Consider the following 19,020-nt stretch of genomic DNA (forward strand, 5'->3'; position numbering starts at 1 on the left):
TTAGAACCAGAGCGGCAATAGAACCTATCATCGGACATTTAAAAACCGATTTTAGGCTGGCAAAAAATTACTTCATGGGAGAAACGGGACCACAAATCAATGCATTACTAGCTGCAACCGCTTGGAACATGAAGAAAATGATGGAACTACTGAAACAGAAAATTATTTTCTTATTTTATAAGATACAAATTATGCTGTTTTCTAATCCTGTTTTTAAATATAAATTAAATAGTGGGTTTTGTTAAGGAACGACTAAATAATGTTTTTGATGTAATTAATTCGAATACTGTTGGTCAGATTCCATCCATGAAATATTTCGATGCAAGTGGAGTGGAACTCACAGGAACCGAAATTACCAATTACCCAATCAGTAGTGGGATCCCTTATCTTGAAATCCAAAATGGTGTTTGTTTGCCACCATTAAAATTAAATTATAACATCGTAAATCAGCCATTTCCATTAATGAATCCCGCTAATGAAACCATTTGTGATGATAACGACGGAAATGCGGATGGTAAAGTTTCTATCAATATTGCGGCGGATAATTTTAAGCAAAAATTTACTTCTAATATTAGCAATGCTACTTTCAAATTTTATGATGGTGCAACGCTAATCCACACCAGTACTAACACCGGAGATACATTCAATTATTCGGTTTCCAATAACAAAACGATTACAGTTTCGGTTTCTAGCGCAACTTATTGTCCGGCAAATGCGGAGATTACCTATTTTGTGAATACCCCAAATTCGATACAGTTTTCCGGCAATAATGAACTTTGCTTTGGAGATGACCTGAATTTTACCATCGAAAATTTCAGTGATTTTTTATCGGTTAAACTTCTTTCTCCCGACGGAACTGAAATTTCGATTAGCTCGAATCATACAATTCCTTATTCGGAAGTTCGTTTTGGAGAAACTTATACCTTAAAAGCGGAAAATAGTTTAGGTTGTGTATCGGAATTCACATTTAAACCTTCCGACAGCAATCAGCCAAAAATCGGCCTGATCAACCAAACCAATAATTCCATCGAAGCGATTGCTACTGGAGGAACCACGCCTTATCTTTATTATTTCAATGGAGTAGCTCAAACTTCTCCAATATTAATGAATCCTACCGCAAATTCCTATACCGTTCAGGTGGAATCGGCAATGGGATGTTTGGGTGAACCTAAAACTATTTATTTCATTAAAATTCACAATGCATTCTCGCCCAACGGCGATGGAATCAACGACACCTGGGCCATTGAAAACCTCGACAAAATGGAAAGTTTCAACATCCAGATTGTTGATCGTTATGGCAACAAAGTTTTTGAATCTCAAAACAAGAACAACGTTGTATGGGAAGGTAAATCCAACGGACGCGCCTTACCAACCGGAACTTATTGGTATCATGTGGTTTGGTTTGATGCAATAACTCAGAAATCAGAACAAAGACAAGGTTGGGTATTGCTGAAAAACAGGAATTGATTATTTAGCGTTAGAGAGGAAAGAACCTTGATACCGCAAAACAATAAAATAATCTGGCAATTCCGGAAAATCTGCTAGAGATGTTTATGATTCTCGCGGATTGCACGAAGTAAAATTCTAAGCAATTGTCACATCATAATTCATGCTCTGTACATCACAAACAAGAGTTATCCACATTTCCACAATATGTAATTTTGCTTGTGTAGGCAATAAGTTTTATTTATTTTCGTTGATTAAATGTGGAAAGCGTTGGTCGGCTGAAAAGCTTTAGACAGCGCTTCTGATTCAATTCAAAACCTTTCTGAAAACCAGGATTAAATGAATTCAAAAAAAATTATTATTGCTGCCGCAATTTTCTATTACGGATTATCTGATGCCCAGCAATCCCAATATTTCAGCGACCGCGAAAACTATAGGTATAGCCTTGCTGAAAATCTTTATCAAAATAAAATCTACAACGCCACTCAGTTCGAATATGCGCGACAGTATTTCTACAACGAAGCGCTTTCGAATTCCCGGAAAGAAGCCTCGCAGTTCTTCGACAATGTGATTGGGGTGATCCTAAGAAAAAATCATGCGGAACAGGGTCTGCAAGCTTTTATTAAAGAATACCCTAACTCTGCGTATTTTGCCCAGGCAAATTTACCGCTGGCAGATTATTATCTGGCGCAGAAAGATTTTGATAAAGCACTGGAAACATTAAACAACGTAAATCAGTACCAGCTTTCGAAAGACGAGAATACACAATACATTATGAAATTGGGTTATGCGAAATTTATGACGGGCGATTCGGCTGGTGCGATTGAAGCTTTAGAGGAAGCCTATAAAAATGCAGAAGAAAGCGACAAAAATGACATCGCTTATATGTTGGGGCACCTTTACTACGCCGACAAACAGAATGACAAAGCATTTACCTTTTTTGATCAAATAAAAGATAACGAAAAGTATGCACACTTGGTAAAACCTTACTATGTGCAGATGTATTTTAATGAAAAAGATTACGACAAAGCCATTGAAGAAGGCAATTCTCTGATGAGAGAACCGATTTCATCGGATTACAAAAGCGAAGTTCATAAGATTATCGGCGAAAGTTATTTCATGAAAGGTGATTACACATCGGCTTATCAACATCTTAAAAATTATCTCGAAAGCAAGCCAAATCCTTCGGAAAGTGATCTGTACGAAATGGGATTTGTTTCGGCACAGCTTAAAAAATACGACGAGGCAGTTTCTTATTACAACCAATTGATAAACAGCAACTCCGCGACTGCCCAGAATGCATATTATCAATTAGGAAATGCTTATCTGGAAGTCGGCAAAAAACAGGAAGCGCTTTCTGCATTCCGTTCGGCTTATCAAATGAGTTATGATCCGAAAGTTCAGCAGCTTGCTCATGTGCAATATGCTAAACTAAGTTATGACATCGGAAATCCTTTTGAATCCGCACCGATTGTCATTCAGAATTACATCAACAAATATCCGAACAGTTCAGATACCCAAGAACTGAAATCACTTTTAGTGAAATCTTACCTTTATTCGGGAGATTACAGAGGAACTTTGAGCGCCATCGATAAGATGCCGAATTCCACACCTGAGCTCAACGAAATCGATCAAGAAGTTTCTTTCCTTCTGGGAACCGAAGAATTTAACAAAGGAAATTTCGACGAAGCAGAACATTATTTTTTGAGAAGTTTAGAATTTAACATTAATAAAGAATACAACACGCGCGCAACCTATTGGCTGGCTCAAACCTATTATCAGAAGGGAAATTACCCTTCCGCGATTGTGCGTTATGAGAGATTGCTGAACCAGGATTTCGCAGAAAAACAACAACTTCCGTACGATTTGGGTTATGCTTATTTTAAAGCCAAAAATTTCGATAAGGCCAAGCAATATTTCTCGGAATATTTAAAAAACCCAAAACCTGAGTTTAAAAACGATGCGGAACTTCGTTTGGCCGATACTTATTATGCAGACAATCAGCTGAATGAAGCAATCGCAATTTATGACAAGGCGGAAAATGCAGACGATTATACCTTATTCCAAAAAGCCATGGCGCTTGGTTTTAAAGGCGATACTGAAGCGAAAATTTCTTCACTTAAAAAGCTGATTTCGCAGTATAAAAACTCTGAATATGTTGATGACGCGCAGTACGAAATTGCTACAGCGTATGCTGCAAACGACGATTACAACAGCTCCAATGATTATTTTTCACAGGTGATCCGAAGCAGTTCTGATAAAGATTTGGTTGCTAACGCACAGATTTACCGCGCACAGAATTATATCGATCTCAACCAGAATGACAAAGCGCTTTCTGAATTAAAGTCACTCGGAAATCAGTATAAAAACACTGCTTATGCCAGTAAAATTGTTCAAGCCGCACGTCCGGTTTACGTGAAAAACGGTGATACTGCGGGTTACGAAAGTTTTGCAAGAAGTTTAGGCGTAAAAATCGATGCGTCTGAACTCGATGAAATAAATTTGAACAGTGCCAAAAACTATTACGCAGCCAAAGATTACAAAAAAGCAATTCCGCTTTACGAAAAATATTTAACCCAGAACCCGGCGGGAGACGGACTTTACCAGGCGCAGTATGAACTTGGCGAAAGTTATTACCAGACCGCAAACGCAGCCAAAGCACTTTTGGTTCTGCAGGAAGTGGCCAATGTGCAGAACGATTATCAGGAAGATGCGCAAACAAGACTTGCACAGATTTATCTGGAACAGAATAATACCAACGAAGCCAAAAAATATCTGGAGCCACTTTCGAATTCCACCAACGTGAATCTGAAAAACTTCGCGAATCTGGAACTGATGAAAATTTTTGCGGCAGAGAAAAACTTCACCAAAGCAGAATCTTTTGCGGATTTGGTGCTTGCCAATTCCAAAAATCCGGCGTCTGTTATCGAACAGGCCAAAGTAATTAAAGCAAGAAGCCTGATGAACAGAAGGAAAGACAGTGAAGCTAAAGCGGCTTACACAGCCCTGGAAAAATCATCGAATACCGAAGTTGCCGCGGAAGCTTTGTATGCGAAAGCATTTTACCAGAACAAGGCAAAAGCGTTTAAATCATCCAACGAAACCATTTTCAAACTTGCTAATAATTATGCATCCGAAGAATATTGGGGCGCCAAAGCTTTGGTCTTGATGGCGAAAAACTATATCGGGCTGAAAGATAATTATCAGGCGAGTTACACGGTGGACCAAATTATAGCCAACTACCAGGATTTCCCGGAAATCGTTGCCGAAGCCAAAGAAGTGAAAAGTCAGATTAAAAAATAACATTAAACCCCAAAAGGTTTTAAAACAGAAAATATGAATTTAAGAATTCAAAATATATTTTTATTAGGAATGTTGGTTTCTTCTACCGCTGTTTTCTCACAGATTAAAGAAGAAAAACTGATCCTAGACCGAAAACGCGAACCGGAAGTAAAGAAAATCGAGAAGAAAAAAACTTCAGTGGAAGCCGAGAAAAACTATCCACCCAAAGAAAAGAAAACACAAGATTCACTGAATCTAAAATACACCATCACTGATGTTCCGGCGGCTTCAGATTTCAAAACTTCTACTATTCAAGGCGAAGATATTTCACCTAAATTCAATGCCGATTATCAGAACAACTATTTCCAGATCGGAATGGGGAATTTTGGTAAAGTGCTTGCCGACGGAAATATTGCCACCACATTGGATAACCAAATGGAAGTAGGCGCAGATTTGCACTTCCTTTCTACCAAAGGTCTGAAAAAGGAATACAGCTGGAATTCCAGCCAAAGTTCAGCGAATATTGGCGCTTATTTGAATGGCTTTGGTGAAAAAGGAAAATTCAATATCAACGCTGATTATGGTTTGAACGATTATAATTATTACGGAATTTATGCGTTAACTCCCAATTCTGAGGCGAATTTGCAACAGAAAACCAATCGTTTTAAGGTGAATGGATATTATGATTTCTATTCCAATAACATTTTGAATGACGTTCGTGCAAAATCGTCTATTTTAACCGACAAGTTTGATGCGAAGGAAGCTCAGGCAGAAATATTGGTGAATCTTTCTAAACATGGAGTTGAAATTCCGATGGATGAGGTGACGATGAATGCGGATTTGGGAATTAATTTAGAAACGCTAAATTCCGAATTTTCGCTGCTAAATGAAAATTCTTCAAACTTCTTCAACGCGACTTTATCACCAAAAATAACATTCTTTAAAGGAAAATCTTATCTGATAATCGGTTCGGATTTCTCTTTCCTGAATGCTAAAAATTCAAATAATATTCTTGCGGAAGAAGTTCAGAACAACAAAACATACTGGTTCCCCAAAGCTGAATTACAATTTGCCGCAACCGATGAATTCAAGTTTTATGGTGGAGTAGATGGAGGCTTGAAACTGAATTCCTACGCAAATTTATTAGAGGAAAATCGATATTTGGTTTCCGATCAGGAATTGAGACCGACGGAAACGAAGTACAAATTCTATTTCGGAATTCGCGGTGATGTGGACCAAAGCATTAAATACGATTTACGTGCTGGTTTTGCAAAAGTGAATAATATTCTTTTCTTCAAGGCAAATGATTTATTTAACAAAGATTTCACGCTCGACAGAAATCCTTATGATTTCGCAAACACTTTCTCTGCCGCTTACGACAACGGTACAGTGAGCGAAGTGAAAGGAAGTATTCAGTATTTTCCATTAGCTAATTTGGTGTTAGATGGTGAATTGAGTTTTGCTAAATATAACCTCGATAATAACGAAAATATATACAATAAACCTTTGGTTGTGGCATCTTTGGGCGGAAAATATTCTTTATTGGGCAAAAAACTAAATCTTGGCGCCAAAGCGATTTTCAGCACCGACAAGACAACTAATTCCTTCACCTTTGCGGAAGCAGGTACCAAGCCGAATGTATTGGCATCTACCGAGGACAAAAACGATAAAATTGGCGGTTTTGCCGATTTAAATTTATCTGCAGAGTACAAAGTTCACAAAAATTTCAGTATTTTTGCACTCGGAAATAATTTACTGAACACCAATTATCAGACTTTCAAAGGTTACAAAGTTTTGGGAGCACAGTTTTTGGGAGGCGTAAAGATTTCTTTTTAGTAGTATCGGGTTGACAAGTTGGGCGTAAATTGAGTTATAAGTACTCAAAAACTCATCTATTCAAAACTCACTCACTACAAAATGGCTGCGTAGTTCAACTGGATAGAATATCAGATTTCGGCTCTGAGGGTTAGGGGTTCGAATCCCTTCGCGGTCACAAAAGCGGCAAACTTCTTTGAAGTTTGCCGCTTTTTATTTTACGTTTTACAGTGTACGATTAGTTATTAGTAACATTAAGCGTTACTTCAATATTATTTCTTGTTGCATTAGAGTAGGGACACACCTGATGTGCCTGTTCCACTAATGATTGCGCTTCTTCCAAGGATACCCCGGGTACATTTACATTCAGTTCCACTTCCAGACCAAAACCACCGTTTTCGGTTTGTCCGATTCCGACTTTGGCATTTACTTTTGTTTCGCCCGCCGCAGATTTCGATTTTTTAATCATCAGATTTAAGGCGCTGTCGAAACATGCCGCATATCCTGCGGCGAAAAGCATTTCGGGGTTGGCATAATCATCATTTTGTCCACCAAGGGATTTGGGAGTGCGCACATCGAGTTCCAGAATTCCGTTGTCACTTTTTACGTGTCCGTCGCGCCCGCCTGTTGCGGTAACGCTAGTTGTGTATAATGTTTTCATTGATTTTTTTATTTTTTATTTATTTTATCTAAAAGTTTAGAAATCGCCTGTTTCAGTTCCTGTACATCAGTTTCCGAAAGATCCAGCCTATCATTCATTTTTGCAGGAATCAGGCAAGCTTTGTCCTGAAGCCTTTCACCTTCATCAGTCAAAGAGATTTCTACAACACGCTCATCCTCAATTTTTCTTTGGCGTACAATATAAGATTTTGCTTCCAGCCTTTTCAACAACGGAGTTATCGTACCGCTGTCTAGAAAAAGTTTTTCACCAATCTGATTTACCGTAAGCCGCTGATGCTCCCAAAGTACCATCATTACAAGATATTGCGGATAGGTAATATCAAGTTCTTCAAGTAACGGACGGTAAAGACCTGTGATTTCCTTCGCGATAACATACAAAGGGAAACATAGCTGATTACCAAGCTGTGGAGTTTTGTGTTGATCCATGAGAGGATTTAGTGATTTTCTAAATTATTTTTTGATGATGAATTCATCCATTGGGATACGAACTTTTTTCATCTTTGAAAGCCAGTCGTTCTCCGAATCTCTGTATCCTAAGTACAGTAAAGTTACACTTTTGAGTCCCAATTCTTTTAAACCCAGAATTTCATCGACCACCTCATTGCTAAAACCTTCGGCAGGAGTGCTGTCAATTTTCAGTTCCGCTGCCTGTGCCATAGCTAGACCTAGTGCGATGTAAGTCTGTCTTGCAGTGTGAGCGAAATTTTCTTCTGCGGTCTGCGCGCCGTAGATTACTTTCAGTTGATCTGTATAACTGTTGAAACGACCGCGTGGCAACTCCCGTACATCGGTATGATAATCGTACACTTTGTCTATTTTTTCAGCGGAATAATTGTCCCAGGCTGCGAAAACCAAAACATGGGAACAATCTCTCATTACCTCCGGATTCAGGGCTCCCTTTACCATTTGCTCTTTCAGTTCCTGATTTTCTACTACGATTACGCGGAAAGGCTGTAATCCGGAAGAGGTAGGCGCCAGTCTTGCAGCTTCTAGAATTTTATTCAAATCTTCTTCTGAAACTTTTTTGGTAGAATCATACGCTTTTACTGCGTGTCTCCATTTTAAATCTTCAATTAATGACATTGTATTTTTTTTAAATTTTACTATTTCGAGCAGCAAATATAGACAAGAATTATATTGCGCACAATTTAATTGAACGATAGATATTTTGAATGAAAGATTAAAGGTTATTAAAAAAGAAACCGCCTGAGCAGTCAGGCGGTTTTTAGTAATAGTTTATTTTCTTAATCCATTTTCTTAGCATCAGCTACAAATTGTGCTAAACCACTATCGGTTAAAGGATGTTTAAGTAAATTCAAGATCGAAGCGAGGGGAGAAGTCACCACATCTGCGCCAATTTTCGCACAGTTGATAATATGCATTGGTGAACGGATAGATGCTGCAAGAATTTCAGTATCAAACATATAATTATCAAAAATAATTCTGATTTCTTCGATTAAATTCATTCCATCAACTGAAATATCATCTAATCTACCCAAGAACGGAGAAACATAAGTAGCACCTGCTTTTGCAGCTAGCAATGCTTGTCCGGCAGAGAAAATCAAGGTACAATTGGTCTTAATGCCTTTGTTTAAGAAATATTTAAGTGCTTTCACACCGTCTTTAATCATTGGGATTTTCACCACGATATTAGGGTGGAGCGCTGCCAATTCTTCACCTTCTTTGATCATTTCTTCATAATTTGTGCTTAGAACTTCCGCAGAAATATCTCCATCAGCAATTTCGCAAATGGTTTTGTAATGGTTCAGAATCGCCTCTTTTCCGCTGATTCCTTCTTTGGCCATCAGTGATGGATTGGTTGTAACGCCATCTAAAATTCCCAAATCCTGTGCTTCTTTAATTTGCTCAAGATTGGCAGTGTCGATAAAAAATTTCATAGGTTTAAAGTATATTTTTATTAGATTAAAGGGGGGCGAGAAATAAAAAATATTCAAATTTTCTCACCAACTCTTTCATTTTTTACAGGTTCACAAATATATGGTTTTAAGTGGCAATTAAAAAACCGCCTTTCCAGATAACGAGACTGAATTTTGATATAATAAGTAGCAGTTTGGAGTATTCGCTGGCAACTTCACGCTTTATATTTCCGCAATTTTCTGATAAATGTCAATTAAATGGATATTTTTTTTGTTGAAGAAATAATTATGTTTAATTTTGCTATTTAGATTTATTATAAATAAAAATTACAAACGAATATCCCAATTTAATATGAGAAAAACTTTTTTTGCAGCACTTTTTATTTTTGCTTCATTCCTTGGAAAAGCTCAAAAAAACACCTTGCTTGACGGTGGATTTTGGAAAAATAACCCTTCAATAGAAACCGTAAAAACGGAAATATCGAAAGGAAACGATCCAGCTCAACAGAACCCGGGATTTTTTGATCCGGTGGTAATGGCCATTAATAATAAAGCTTCCAATGAAGTAATTGAGTTTTTACTTGCCCAAAATGGGAATACAGTTGATAAGAAAACACACCATTCGAGAACTTATCTGCAGTGGGCAGCCGCTGCAGGAAATCTAGAATTGGTAAATCTTTTGATTAAAAAAGGTTCGGATGTTCATTATAAAGACAGCCACGGTGCATCGGTAATTGGTTACGCAGCAGAAAGCGGAAATCAGAATACCGCAGTATATGATGCGCTTATCAAAGCCGGAGTTGATCCAAAGGAGAAGAACGAAGACGGCGCCAATCTCATCCATTTGACTATTGCTAATGATGCGGATTTAAAATTATTGGATTATTTCACTTCAAAAGGTGTTTCCTTTAAAGAAAGAGATCAATACGGTCGCACCGCCGCTGATTACGCTGCCAAATTAGGAAATCTCCAAATTATTGATCAACTTATTGCTAAAGGTGTAAAACCTACCGACCAAGCGTTATTTTTCGCAACTCAAGGTTCGAGAGCAAAACAAAATGGTTTGGATATTTACCAAACTTTGGTTGAAAAGTATGGATTAAATCCGAAAGCAGTGAATCCGAAAGGTGCAACGATCCTTCACTCTTTGGTGAGAAGACCAAATGCGGAAATTATTTCCTATTTTCTTAATAAAAATGTTGATGTAAGCAAAGCCGATATCGAAGGAAATACTGTATTGATGATTGCTTCAGGTGGAAAAGATTTAAAAACCGTGGAAACTTTATTATTAAAAGCAAAAAACATCAATGCCAAAAACGAAAAAGGCGAAACCGCTTTGATGAAAGCTGCAGCTTCCGGATCATCTGAAATTGTAGCATTTTTAATTAAAAATGGAGCAGATTCAAAAGCAGTGGATCTTAACGGAAATAATCTCGCATATTATTGGTTTAATTCTTACCAACCTGCGGGAAAACCAGGACAAGAATCTCAAACTGATGATTTCTCAGCGAAACTTAATTTGTTAGAATCTGCAGGTTTAGACGTGAAAACTCCACAAAAAAACGGAAATACTTTGCTTCATCTCGCCGTTGACAAAGGCGATTTATCTTTGGTGAAAAAAGCCATCGAACTCGGTGTTGATCTTAATGCACAAGATGCTGATGGAAATTCCGCGCTCCATAAGGCAGCTCTTACCGCAAAAGACAATCAAAGCATGAAATTTCTCGTGGAAAAAGGGATTAAAAAAGATTTAAAAACCGAGTTTGAGGAAACCGCTTACGATTTGGCAAAAGACAATGAATTTCTTACAAAAAACAACATCTCCATCGAATTTTTGAAATAGTAAAACAATGAAAAACACTTGGAAAACAGCAGCTTTTGCCGCAATCGCATTATTTATTTCCACTGCGTTTGCCGCACAAACCACCAAATACAAAGTGATGCTGCAAATGCAGAATTATACCGGTAAAAACGCGTATGTTATTATTTCTTTAATCAATCCAAAAGGTGGATACGACAAAACTCTTTCTGTTCTTGGGGACGATAACGAGTGGTACAACACCTTAAAAGCTTGGGACAAATTCAGAAAAGTAAAAAAAGAAAAACTCAACGGAATTACGGGTGCTTCGGTTGCTGGTGGTGCTCGAGCTACAAGAGTAATCGAATTTGAAACCGCAAAACTCGACAAAGGCTACAAAATCCGTTTTGAAAGCGCAGTAGAAACTCAAAAATACCACACCAAAGATGCCGAAATCGCCTTGTCATCCGCTGCATTGGATAATCGAGAAGGCGTGAAAGGCAACGGGTACATCCGAAATGTGAGATTTATTAAAGTTCAGTAAGGCGTATGACATTATCTATTTGGAGGTATGCGCACTTGGCGCTTGCCCTTGTTTCAAGTGCTTTTCTTATCATACTTTCCGTTACAGGTGTTATTTTGGCTTATGATGCCATCGCCGAAAAAACTCAGAATCACCGCATTGAAAATTTAGAAAACATTACTCTTGCGCAGGTTTTGCCGGTTTTGCGTAACCAATATTCCGAGGTTCTCGAACTTAAAATTGATCACAATCAATTGGTTTCCATCGATGCGATGGACGAAAATGGGAATTCCATTAAAGCATATATCGATCCCAAAACCGGGAAAAAATTGGGAGAAATAAAACCCAAAAGCGATTTCATTCAATGGATTACCGCTTTGCACCGATCATTATTTTTAAAAGAGTCGGGTAGAGCAATCGTTGCAGTAGTTTCGTTTCTTTTGATGCTTATTTCCGTCAGTGGTTTAATCCTTATCATTAAAAGACAAAAAGGAATTAAGCATTTTTTCGATAAAATTAACAAAGATTTCTTTGCACAATATTTTCATGTTGCTACCGGAAGATGGCTTCTGGTACCGGTTTTCATCATCGCTCTTACGGGGACTTTGGTTTTTCTTGCCAGATTAGATTATTTCAAAGGAGAAAATACCGAAATCACATCGAAAACTTCATCTAATACAAAAGCAACTGAATTAAAAGATATTCCTTTTTTCAAAGAAACTCCACTTTCGAAGGTTGAACGAGTAGAATTTCCTTTTATTCCGGACGATGAAGCGGAACCTTTTATCATTCATTTAAGAAAAAAATCGGTGACGGTCAATCAAGTTACCGGAACCATCATTTCGGAGACGAAATATCCGTATTCTGCGGCAGTTGAAAAGTTTAATCTTGATTTACACACCGGTCGAACCAATGCAATTTGGGCATTTATTTTAGGATTGGCTTCGATGAATATTTTGTTCTTTATTTATTCAGGATTTGTAATTACTTTCCGCAGAACACGCACGAAAATCAAGAATAAAATAAAAGCAAAAGATGCTGAAATTGTACTATTGGTAGGCTCCGAAAACGGTACAACGCTTTTCTTTGCAAACCAAATTCATCGCCAATTGTTGAGTGAAGGAAAGCGGTCGTATTTGACTGAAATGAATCAGTTTCAAAGTTTTGAAAGTGCAAAAGAAATGGTCATTTTCACTTCCACTTACGGTTTGGGAGACCCTCCGAGCAACGCCAACCAATTTGAAACTTTGCTGCAAAAATTCCCTCAGCAAAATAAAATTGGCTACTCGGTGGTGGGTTTTGGCTCGAAATCTTATCAGGAGTTTTGCGCTTTTGCTTTAAAAGTAAATAATTTATTGGCAAAGCAAAATTGGGCAGAACCCACCACTTCGATTTTCATGGTAAATGATCGATCGGCAGACGAGTTTGCCACATGGGCGCATGTTTGGAGCGAAAAAACTCTGCATCCACTTGCAACAGCTCCCGCGGTTTACAATACTAAAATTCCAGGGCTTAAGAAATTTATTGTTATTTATAAAACAATGGTTTCTGATGATAATTCTACCTTTAAAATTGTATTAAAACCAAGAAAAAAACAGGAATTTTCTTCCGGAGATTTGCTGGCAATTTATCCTGCAAACGACAACAGAGAAAGGTTTTATTCCATCGGAAAAAATCAGGATTCAGTACAATTGATCGTGAAACTTTTCCCGAACGGTTTCGGCTCCGGATTTTTGAATAATTTAAAAATTGGCGATGAAGTTCCGGCAAGAATTATGGAAAATCCGAACTTTCATTTTCCACAAGCTGCCGAAAATATCGCATTAATCGCCAACGGAACTGGAATTGCTCCTTTTTTAGGAATGATTCAGGAGAATATTTTAAGAAAGAACATTTCGCTATTTGCAGGTTTCAGACATGATAATGATTGGGTAAATTCTTACAGAATTTTTGCTGAACACCAAATTAATCAAGGACAATTAGAACATTTCGATTTTGCATTTTCTCGTGAAGAAAACAAACAATATGTGATGGATCTTATCCGCAAAGACGAAAATTATTTTGCGAAATTGCTCGGTGAAAATGGAGTCATCATGATTTGTGGCTCTTTGAAAATGCAGAAAGATGTAGAAAAAATTCTCGATGAAATTTGCCAGAAATTCTTAGGAAAACCATTACAGCATTTTATTAAAAACGGACAAATACTTTCGGATTGTTACTAAAAAATTGCTTTTTCGATAAGTTAAAATTTGTTCTTGCGATGTTGTTCATCATCGCAAGTCAGATTTCGGTTGCTGCACAGGAAAATGTTTTGGTAGAAAGACAAATTACGTTGATGGGATCGGTTTTCAACATCACGGTTGTGGATCGCGATTCCGTTTTTGCAAACCAGAATATCGATAAATGCATTGCTGAAATCACTCGAATTGAAAATCTGATTTCTGAATGGCAACCGCAAACTCAAATTTCGGAGGTGAACCGAAACGCCGGAATAAAACCCGTAAAAGTGGATCGCGAAGTTTTCGAACTAACCGAAAGAGCCATCGAATATTCGAAAATGTCGGAAGGCGCTTTTGATATTAGCATTGTCGCATTAGATAAAATCTGGAAATTTGATGGATCGATGACCGAAATGCCTTCAGAGGAATCCATAAAAAACTCAGTTCGAAACGTGAATTACCAATTCATAAAGCTCGACCGAGATTCATCAACGATTTTTTTTCAGCAAAAAGGAATGAAAATCGGTTTTGGTTCGATTGGTAAAGGTTATGCTGCCGATAAAGGTCGAGAAATTTTGCAAAAATTAGGTGTAAAATCCGGAATTGTCGACGCTTCCGGAGATATTGCAACTTGGGGAACGCAACCGAACGGTAAACCTTGGGCAATCGGAATCAGAAATCCATTTAAAAATCATAAAATTTCCAAAATTTTAAAACTAAAACACGGTGCAGTAGCCACTTCAGGGAGCTATGAAAAATATGCAGAAATTGATGGAGTGCGGTATTCGCATATCATCAATCCAAAAACCGGTTATCCTGCAACCGGTCTCACGAGTGTTACGATTTATGGTTCTTCAGCCGAATTTGCCAACGCTTTGAGCACTTCAATTATGGTTTTAGGGAAAGAAAAAGGGAAAAAATTAGCGCTCCAATATCCTCAATATCGTTATCTTTTTATCACTGATGATGGGAAAACTATCAGATAAAGAAAAAAGAATTAATTCTTAATAATCAATACTTTAAACTCTTTTAAATTGATTTTTTGTTATATAATTTCTTGAAGTCTTTTAAGAAAAAAAAGAAATTTTGATGAATGATAAAAAATGGGTGTTTTCACGGTGAAAAATTTATTCCAGATTCTGTACATTTGCTACAGTAAACTACTTGAAACGAAAGGTTATGGTAAAAACTAACTCCATGAAAACTTTTTCCCTATTTAATAATTAACATCTAAACTGAAAATATTTAGAGAAAAATATTAAAAAAACACAAATGATGGGAAAATCTTTTAAAAAGGTGCATTTTTATTTAAATGCGCCTTTTATTGTACCAGTTTTTCACCACAGATTTTACAATAACGAGCATCATCATCTACATCATCATTTCCACATCTTCCGCAAATTTTTTCTAAATTCTGACGTTTGTTCCGCATCTCAGCAGTGACAATTCCCGTGGGAACCGCAATGATCGAGTATCCGGAAAGCATCAACAAAATCGATAAAAATTTTCCTAAAGGTGTTACCGGAGAAACATCACCGTACCCAACAGCAGTAATCGTAACAACCGCCCAATAAATGCTTTGTGGAATGCTTTCAAATCCCTCACGATGACCTTCAACCATAAACATCAGCGAACCTACAATCACACAAAATATCACCAAAAACAATAGAAATATATATATTTTGCGAGAGCTGTGTTTCAATGCACGAACGATCAGGTAGCCATCATTCATGAAATCCATCAAATTGAAAATTCGGAAAACCCTGAGCATTCTTAGCATTCTCAGAATGAGGAAATATTTGGTCACCGGAATAAATAAACTCAAATAAAATGGTAAAATCGCCAGAAAATCAATGATCCCGAAGAAACTGAAAATATATGACTTCTTATTTCGGATGGTGACGATCCTCAAAACATATTCAATGGTAAAGAAAATGGTGATGATAATTTCTAAAAATATAAAAAGCGAATGCAATTTCGCATCGAAAATACTCACACTTTCCATCATGACGATGATGGTACTGAGAACAATTAAAACCAATAAAATAAGATCAAAAAGCAATCCCAATTTGGTATCTGACTTAAAAATAATATTGAAAACCAAACGTTTCCATTTCGCTTCTTCAGGAATATAATTATGCTCTTTTTCCATTGATTGGTATTGAAAATTAAATTTAGATAAATAATTCTTAATTTCGTTGCAAACTTAAGAAAATGACAGTAAACGAGGCGATTTTTGAATTCGAGAAGAAAATTCCGGTTTCTCAGGCCGAAGATTTTGATAATGTAGGATTCCTCTGCGGAAATCCATCGCGGGAAGTAACGGGAATCCTGGTTTGCCACGATGCTTTGGAAAAAGTAGTTGATGAAGCGATTGCCAAGGACATGAATATGATTGTCACTTTTCATCCCATTATTTTTTCGGGCTTGAAATCGATTACGGGCAAAAATTACGTGGAGCAGGCGGTTCTAAAAGCCATTGAAAACAAAATTGCGATTTATGCGATTCATACCGCTTTCGATAACGATTTTTTCGGTGTTAATTATCGGATTTGTGAGGAATTAGGACTCATTAATCAAAAAATTTTGATGCCCAAAACAAAGAATTTAAAAAAACTCGAAGTTTATGCACCGCACGAATATTCGGAAAATCTAAAAAACGCACTGTTCAATGCCGGCGCCGGAAGTATCGGTTTTTATAATGAATGCAGTTTTACAGTTTCCGGGAACGGAACTTTCAGACCGGTGGAAGGTTCGAATCCTTTTTCTGGAACAAAAAATATACGAGAAATCGCTGATGAAGTTATGATTTCAGTAATTTTTGAACATGCAAAACAAAATCAAATTATCAGCGAAATGAAAGCTGCACATCCTTACGAAGAAGTTGCCTATCAAATCATTAACCTTGAAAACGAAAATCAATACACCGGATTGGGAAGATTTGGTGATTTAAAAGAAGAAATGGAAGAAACTGATTTTCTGGCTTTTGTAAAAGATAAATTTAATTTAAAAGTTATCCGTCATTCCGATTTTATTTCAAAAAAAATCAAAAGAGTAGGCGTTTTGGGCGGTAGTGGAGCAAGTGGAATTAAGGCGGCGAGATCCCAAAAATGTGATGCATATTTAACCGGAGATGTGAAATATCACGATTTTTTCCAAAGCGAAGGTAAAATCTTGATCTGCGACATCGGACATTATGAATCGGAACAATTTGTAACCCAACAATTAATTGAGATTTTATCGGAAATTTTTCCTAAATTTGCAGTCTCAAAATCTGTTGAGAAAACCAATCCTGTAAATTATTTTTTATAAAATATGGCTAAAAAAACTGTAGAAATCTCTGTTGAAGATAAGCTAAGAGCACTTTACGATTTACAAATTATCGATTCTAGATTAGACGAAATCCGCAATACAAGAGGTGAATTGCCGATTGAGGTGGAAGATTTGGAAATTGAAATTGAAGGCCTTGAAAAAAGAGCAGAAAAATTTCAAAACGAAATTAAAGAACAGAATGATGAAATCAACACGAAAAACGAAGTGATCAATCATGCAAAATCTTTAATCGAAAAATACAAAGCTCAGCAAGATACGGTAAGAAATAACAAAGAATTTGAAGCATTGGATAAAGAAATTGAATTCCAATATCTTGAAATTCAGTTGGCCGAAAAAAGAATCAAAGAATTTGGTGCTAAAATTTCTCATAAAAACGAAACTTTAGAAGAACTGACTACCAAAATCGGTGAGTTGAAAAACCACTTGAAATTCAAGAAAGAAGAACTGGAAAATCTTGTTGCTGAAACCCAAAAAGAGGAAGATTATTTGTTGGAAAAATCCAACGAATTTGCTCAAAATATCGACGAAAGATTGTTGGCATCTTACCAAAGAATCCGTAATAATACTCCGACAGGTTTAGCAGTTGTAGGTTTGGAAAGAGGCGCTCCAAAAGGATCTTTCTTCACACTTCCTCCGCAAAAACAAATGGAAATTGCACAAAGAAAGAAAATCATCATCGATGAACACAGTGGAAAAATCCTTGTGGACGATGATTTGGTAAACGAAGAAAACGAAAAAATGAAAGATATTATTAAATTTTAATACTTTCTGAATAGATAAAAAGCGGGTCGAAAATTTCGATCCGCTTTTTTATTTGAAGATTTTTTAAAATCAGCTTAATGACGCATTTTCCAAACAATCTTTAATTCTTTTCATCGCTTCTTTCAGTTCATCTTCCGATGCTGCATAAGAAAAACGAATACAAGTCGGATTCCCGAAAGAAACGCCTCCCACGGTTCCTACATGAGCTTCCTCTAGCAAGAACATTGCGAAATCATCAGCATCTTTAATAGATTTTCCGTTTAAATTTTTACCTATATAATAAGAAATATCCGGGAAAAAGTAGAAAGCTGCTTCCGGATAATTCACTTTGAAACCAGGGATTACCTTCACCAATTCGTATACAATTTCTCTTCTTTTCTTAAATTCATCAATCATATAACGGTATTCCGACGGATCAGTTTTCAAAGCAGTTACCGACGCTTTTTGCGCCATTGTATTGGCTCCGCTGGTCATTTGTCCCTGAATTTTTTCGCAACCTTTTGCCAACCAAGTTGGGCAAGCGGAATAGCCGATTCTCCATCCTGTCATCGCAAACGCTTTCGACATCCCGTTGATTACGGCAGTTTGTTCATAAACCTGTGGAAATTCCGCAATCGAAGTATGTTTTCCATCGTAATTGATGTATTCGTAAATTTCATCAGAAATAATAGTGATTTGCGGATATTTTGCCACCATATTGGCAATTTTTTCAAGTTCTTCACGTCGGTAATAACTTCCTGATGGATTGCAAGGCGAACTGTAAAGAAATGCTTTAGTTTTTGGAGTAATGGCTTTTTCCAATTGTTCGGCGGTCATTTTGAAATCATTATCGATAGAAGTTTCAATGAAAACTGATTTTCCGCCCATCATTTTCACCATTTCATCATAGCTCACCCAGTATGGAGCCGGTAAAATCACTTCGTCTCCATCATTGATAATGGATGCTAAAACATTGATGATGGATTGTTTTGCGCCATTGGAAACGCAAATTTGCGAGGGTTGATAATCCAAATTATTATCACGCTTCAGTTTATCGCAAATAGCTTGACGAAGATCCAAAAATCCCGGCACAGGGGAATAATGGCTAAAATTATTATCAATCGCATCGAAAGCAGCCGCTTTTATATTTTGCGGAACATCGAAATCGGGTTCACCGAGGGTTAAGCTGATGACATCAATTCCTTGGGCTTTCATCTCGCGAACCTTGTTGCTCATCACAAAAGTTTGTGAAAAGCTCAGTCTGTTCAGACGTGCTGAGTATTTTTCCATAATTATTGTTAAGAT

The 19,020-nt window shown here is 37.0% G+C and carries 15 protein-coding genes, 1 tRNA gene and 1 pseudogene; 11 read left to right on the forward strand and 6 right to left on the reverse strand.

What is annotated here, in order from left to right:
* The 5 genes and pseudogenes from AP75_RS14330 to AP75_RS12095 form a co-directional block, all read left to right on the forward strand.
* Nucleotides 1–245, forward strand: a pseudogene (locus AP75_RS14330) (IS5/IS1182 family transposase); the annotation flags it as partial.
* A 61-nt stretch (nt 246–306) separates the two neighbouring features.
* Nucleotides 307–1,467, forward strand: a complete 1,161-nt coding sequence (locus AP75_RS12080) for a T9SS type B sorting domain-containing protein (protein ID WP_143755881.1) — start codon at nt 307–309, stop codon at nt 1,465–1,467.
* Between the two features lie 318 nt (nt 1,468–1,785).
* Nucleotides 1,786–4,749, forward strand: coding sequence for a tetratricopeptide repeat protein (locus AP75_RS12085; RefSeq protein WP_088264848.1), 2,964 nt, complete (start codon nt 1,786–1,788; stop codon nt 4,747–4,749).
* Between the two features lie 33 nt (nt 4,750–4,782).
* Nucleotides 4,783–6,564, forward strand: a complete 1,782-nt coding sequence (locus AP75_RS12090; RefSeq protein ID WP_088264849.1) for a porin family protein — start codon at nt 4,783–4,785, stop codon at nt 6,562–6,564.
* A gap of 83 nt (nt 6,565–6,647) precedes the next feature.
* Nucleotides 6,648–6,721, forward strand: a tRNA-Arg gene (locus tag AP75_RS12095).
* A gap of 60 nt (nt 6,722–6,781) precedes the next feature.
* Here the strand turns inward: AP75_RS12095 and AP75_RS12100 are convergent.
* The 4 genes from AP75_RS12100 to fsa form a co-directional block, all read right to left on the reverse strand.
* On the reverse strand, nt 6,782–7,204 hold the full coding sequence (locus tag AP75_RS12100; RefSeq protein ID WP_031503700.1) for an organic hydroperoxide resistance protein: 423 nt from the start codon (nt 7,202–7,204) through the stop codon (nt 6,782–6,784).
* A gap of 8 nt (nt 7,205–7,212) precedes the next feature.
* Nucleotides 7,213–7,650, reverse strand: coding sequence for a MarR family winged helix-turn-helix transcriptional regulator (locus tag AP75_RS12105; RefSeq protein ID WP_088264850.1), 438 nt, complete (start codon nt 7,648–7,650; stop codon nt 7,213–7,215).
* Between the two features lie 24 nt (nt 7,651–7,674).
* On the reverse strand, nt 7,675–8,307 hold the full coding sequence (locus tag AP75_RS12110) for an NAD(P)H-dependent oxidoreductase (protein WP_088264851.1): 633 nt from the start codon (nt 8,305–8,307) through the stop codon (nt 7,675–7,677).
* 161 nt (nt 8,308–8,468) lie between these two features.
* Nucleotides 8,469–9,122: a fructose-6-phosphate aldolase gene (gene fsa, locus AP75_RS12115; protein WP_031503698.1), complete on the reverse strand. Its 654-nt coding sequence runs from the start codon at nt 9,120–9,122 to the stop codon at nt 8,469–8,471.
* A gap of 331 nt (nt 9,123–9,453) precedes the next feature.
* On the opposite strand from fsa, the gene AP75_RS12120 reads away from it, so the two are divergent.
* The 4 genes from AP75_RS12120 to AP75_RS12135 are packed head-to-tail and all read left to right on the forward strand — an operon-like array spanning nt 9,454 to nt 14,627.
* Nucleotides 9,454–10,944, forward strand: a complete 1,491-nt coding sequence (locus AP75_RS12120) for an ankyrin repeat domain-containing protein (RefSeq protein ID WP_088264852.1) — start codon at nt 9,454–9,456, stop codon at nt 10,942–10,944.
* Nucleotides 10,945–10,951: 7 nt separating this feature from the next.
* Nucleotides 10,952–11,443, forward strand: coding sequence for a DUF2271 domain-containing protein (locus tag AP75_RS12125; RefSeq protein ID WP_031503695.1), 492 nt, complete (start codon nt 10,952–10,954; stop codon nt 11,441–11,443).
* Between the two features lie 5 nt (nt 11,444–11,448).
* Nucleotides 11,449–13,644, forward strand: a complete 2,196-nt coding sequence (locus tag AP75_RS12130) for a PepSY domain-containing protein (RefSeq protein ID WP_088264853.1) — start codon at nt 11,449–11,451, stop codon at nt 13,642–13,644.
* A 38-nt stretch (nt 13,645–13,682) separates the two neighbouring features.
* Nucleotides 13,683–14,627: an FAD:protein FMN transferase gene (locus AP75_RS12135; RefSeq protein WP_088264854.1), complete on the forward strand. Its 945-nt coding sequence runs from the start codon at nt 13,683–13,685 to the stop codon at nt 14,625–14,627.
* 335 nt (nt 14,628–14,962) lie between these two features.
* Here the strand turns inward: AP75_RS12135 and AP75_RS12140 are convergent, their stop codons facing one another.
* Nucleotides 14,963–15,793, reverse strand: a complete 831-nt coding sequence (locus AP75_RS12140) for an ion transporter (RefSeq protein WP_088264855.1) — start codon at nt 15,791–15,793, stop codon at nt 14,963–14,965.
* 62 nt (nt 15,794–15,855) lie between these two features.
* Between AP75_RS12140 and AP75_RS12145 the strand changes: the two genes are divergently transcribed.
* Both AP75_RS12145 and AP75_RS12150 read left to right on the forward strand, forming a co-directional pair.
* Nucleotides 15,856–16,953: a Nif3-like dinuclear metal center hexameric protein gene (locus tag AP75_RS12145; protein ID WP_088264856.1), complete on the forward strand. Its 1,098-nt coding sequence runs from the start codon at nt 15,856–15,858 to the stop codon at nt 16,951–16,953.
* Nucleotides 16,954–16,956: 3 nt separating this feature from the next.
* Entirely contained in the window at nt 16,957–17,736 is a 780-nt protein-coding gene (locus AP75_RS12150) for a zinc ribbon domain-containing protein (protein WP_088264857.1), read from the forward strand.
* Nucleotides 17,737–17,805: 69 nt separating this feature from the next.
* Here AP75_RS12150 and AP75_RS12155 read toward each other — a convergent pair whose 3' ends face one another.
* Nucleotides 17,806–19,005 (reverse strand): pyridoxal phosphate-dependent aminotransferase, encoded by a 1,200-nt coding sequence (locus AP75_RS12155; protein ID WP_088264858.1) that lies wholly within the window; start codon nt 19,003–19,005, stop codon nt 17,806–17,808.
* Between the last annotated feature and the right edge of the window lie 15 nt (nt 19,006–19,020).

Origin of the sequence: Kaistella haifensis DSM 19056 (assembly GCF_000735695.2) — a bacterium.
Taxonomy (GTDB): Bacteria; Bacteroidota; Bacteroidia; order Flavobacteriales; family Weeksellaceae; genus Kaistella; species Kaistella haifensis.

Coding starts and splice junctions, on each gene's coding strand:
- AP75_RS12105 (WP_088264850.1), bottom strand. CDS start 7,650: ATGGATCAACACAAAACTCCACAGCTTGGTAATCAGCTATGTTTCCCT.
- AP75_RS12155 (WP_088264858.1), bottom strand. CDS start 19,005: ATGGAAAAATACTCAGCACGTCTGAACAGACTGAGCTTTTCACAAACT.
- AP75_RS12135 (WP_088264854.1), top strand. CDS start 13,683: ATGTTGTTCATCATCGCAAGTCAGATTTCGGTTGCTGCACAGGAAAAT.
- AP75_RS12110 (WP_088264851.1), bottom strand. CDS start 8,307: ATGTCATTAATTGAAGATTTAAAATGGAGACACGCAGTAAAAGCGTAT.
- AP75_RS12120 (WP_088264852.1), top strand. CDS start 9,454: ATGAGAAAAACTTTTTTTGCAGCACTTTTTATTTTTGCTTCATTCCTT.
- AP75_RS12085 (WP_088264848.1), top strand. CDS start 1,786: ATGAATTCAAAAAAAATTATTATTGCTGCCGCAATTTTCTATTACGGA.
- AP75_RS12130 (WP_088264853.1), top strand. CDS start 11,449: ATGACATTATCTATTTGGAGGTATGCGCACTTGGCGCTTGCCCTTGTT.
- fsa (WP_031503698.1), bottom strand. CDS start 9,122: ATGAAATTTTTTATCGACACTGCCAATCTTGAGCAAATTAAAGAAGCA.
- AP75_RS12150 (WP_088264857.1), top strand. CDS start 16,957: ATGGCTAAAAAAACTGTAGAAATCTCTGTTGAAGATAAGCTAAGAGCA.
- AP75_RS12090 (WP_088264849.1), top strand. CDS start 4,783: ATGAATTTAAGAATTCAAAATATATTTTTATTAGGAATGTTGGTTTCT.
- AP75_RS12145 (WP_088264856.1), top strand. CDS start 15,856: ATGACAGTAAACGAGGCGATTTTTGAATTCGAGAAGAAAATTCCGGTT.
- AP75_RS12140 (WP_088264855.1), bottom strand. CDS start 15,793: ATGGAAAAAGAGCATAATTATATTCCTGAAGAAGCGAAATGGAAACGT.
- AP75_RS12100 (WP_031503700.1), bottom strand. CDS start 7,204: ATGAAAACATTATACACAACTAGCGTTACCGCAACAGGCGGGCGCGAC.
- AP75_RS12125 (WP_031503695.1), top strand. CDS start 10,952: ATGAAAAACACTTGGAAAACAGCAGCTTTTGCCGCAATCGCATTATTT.
- AP75_RS12080 (WP_143755881.1), top strand. CDS start 307: ATGAAATATTTCGATGCAAGTGGAGTGGAACTCACAGGAACCGAAATT.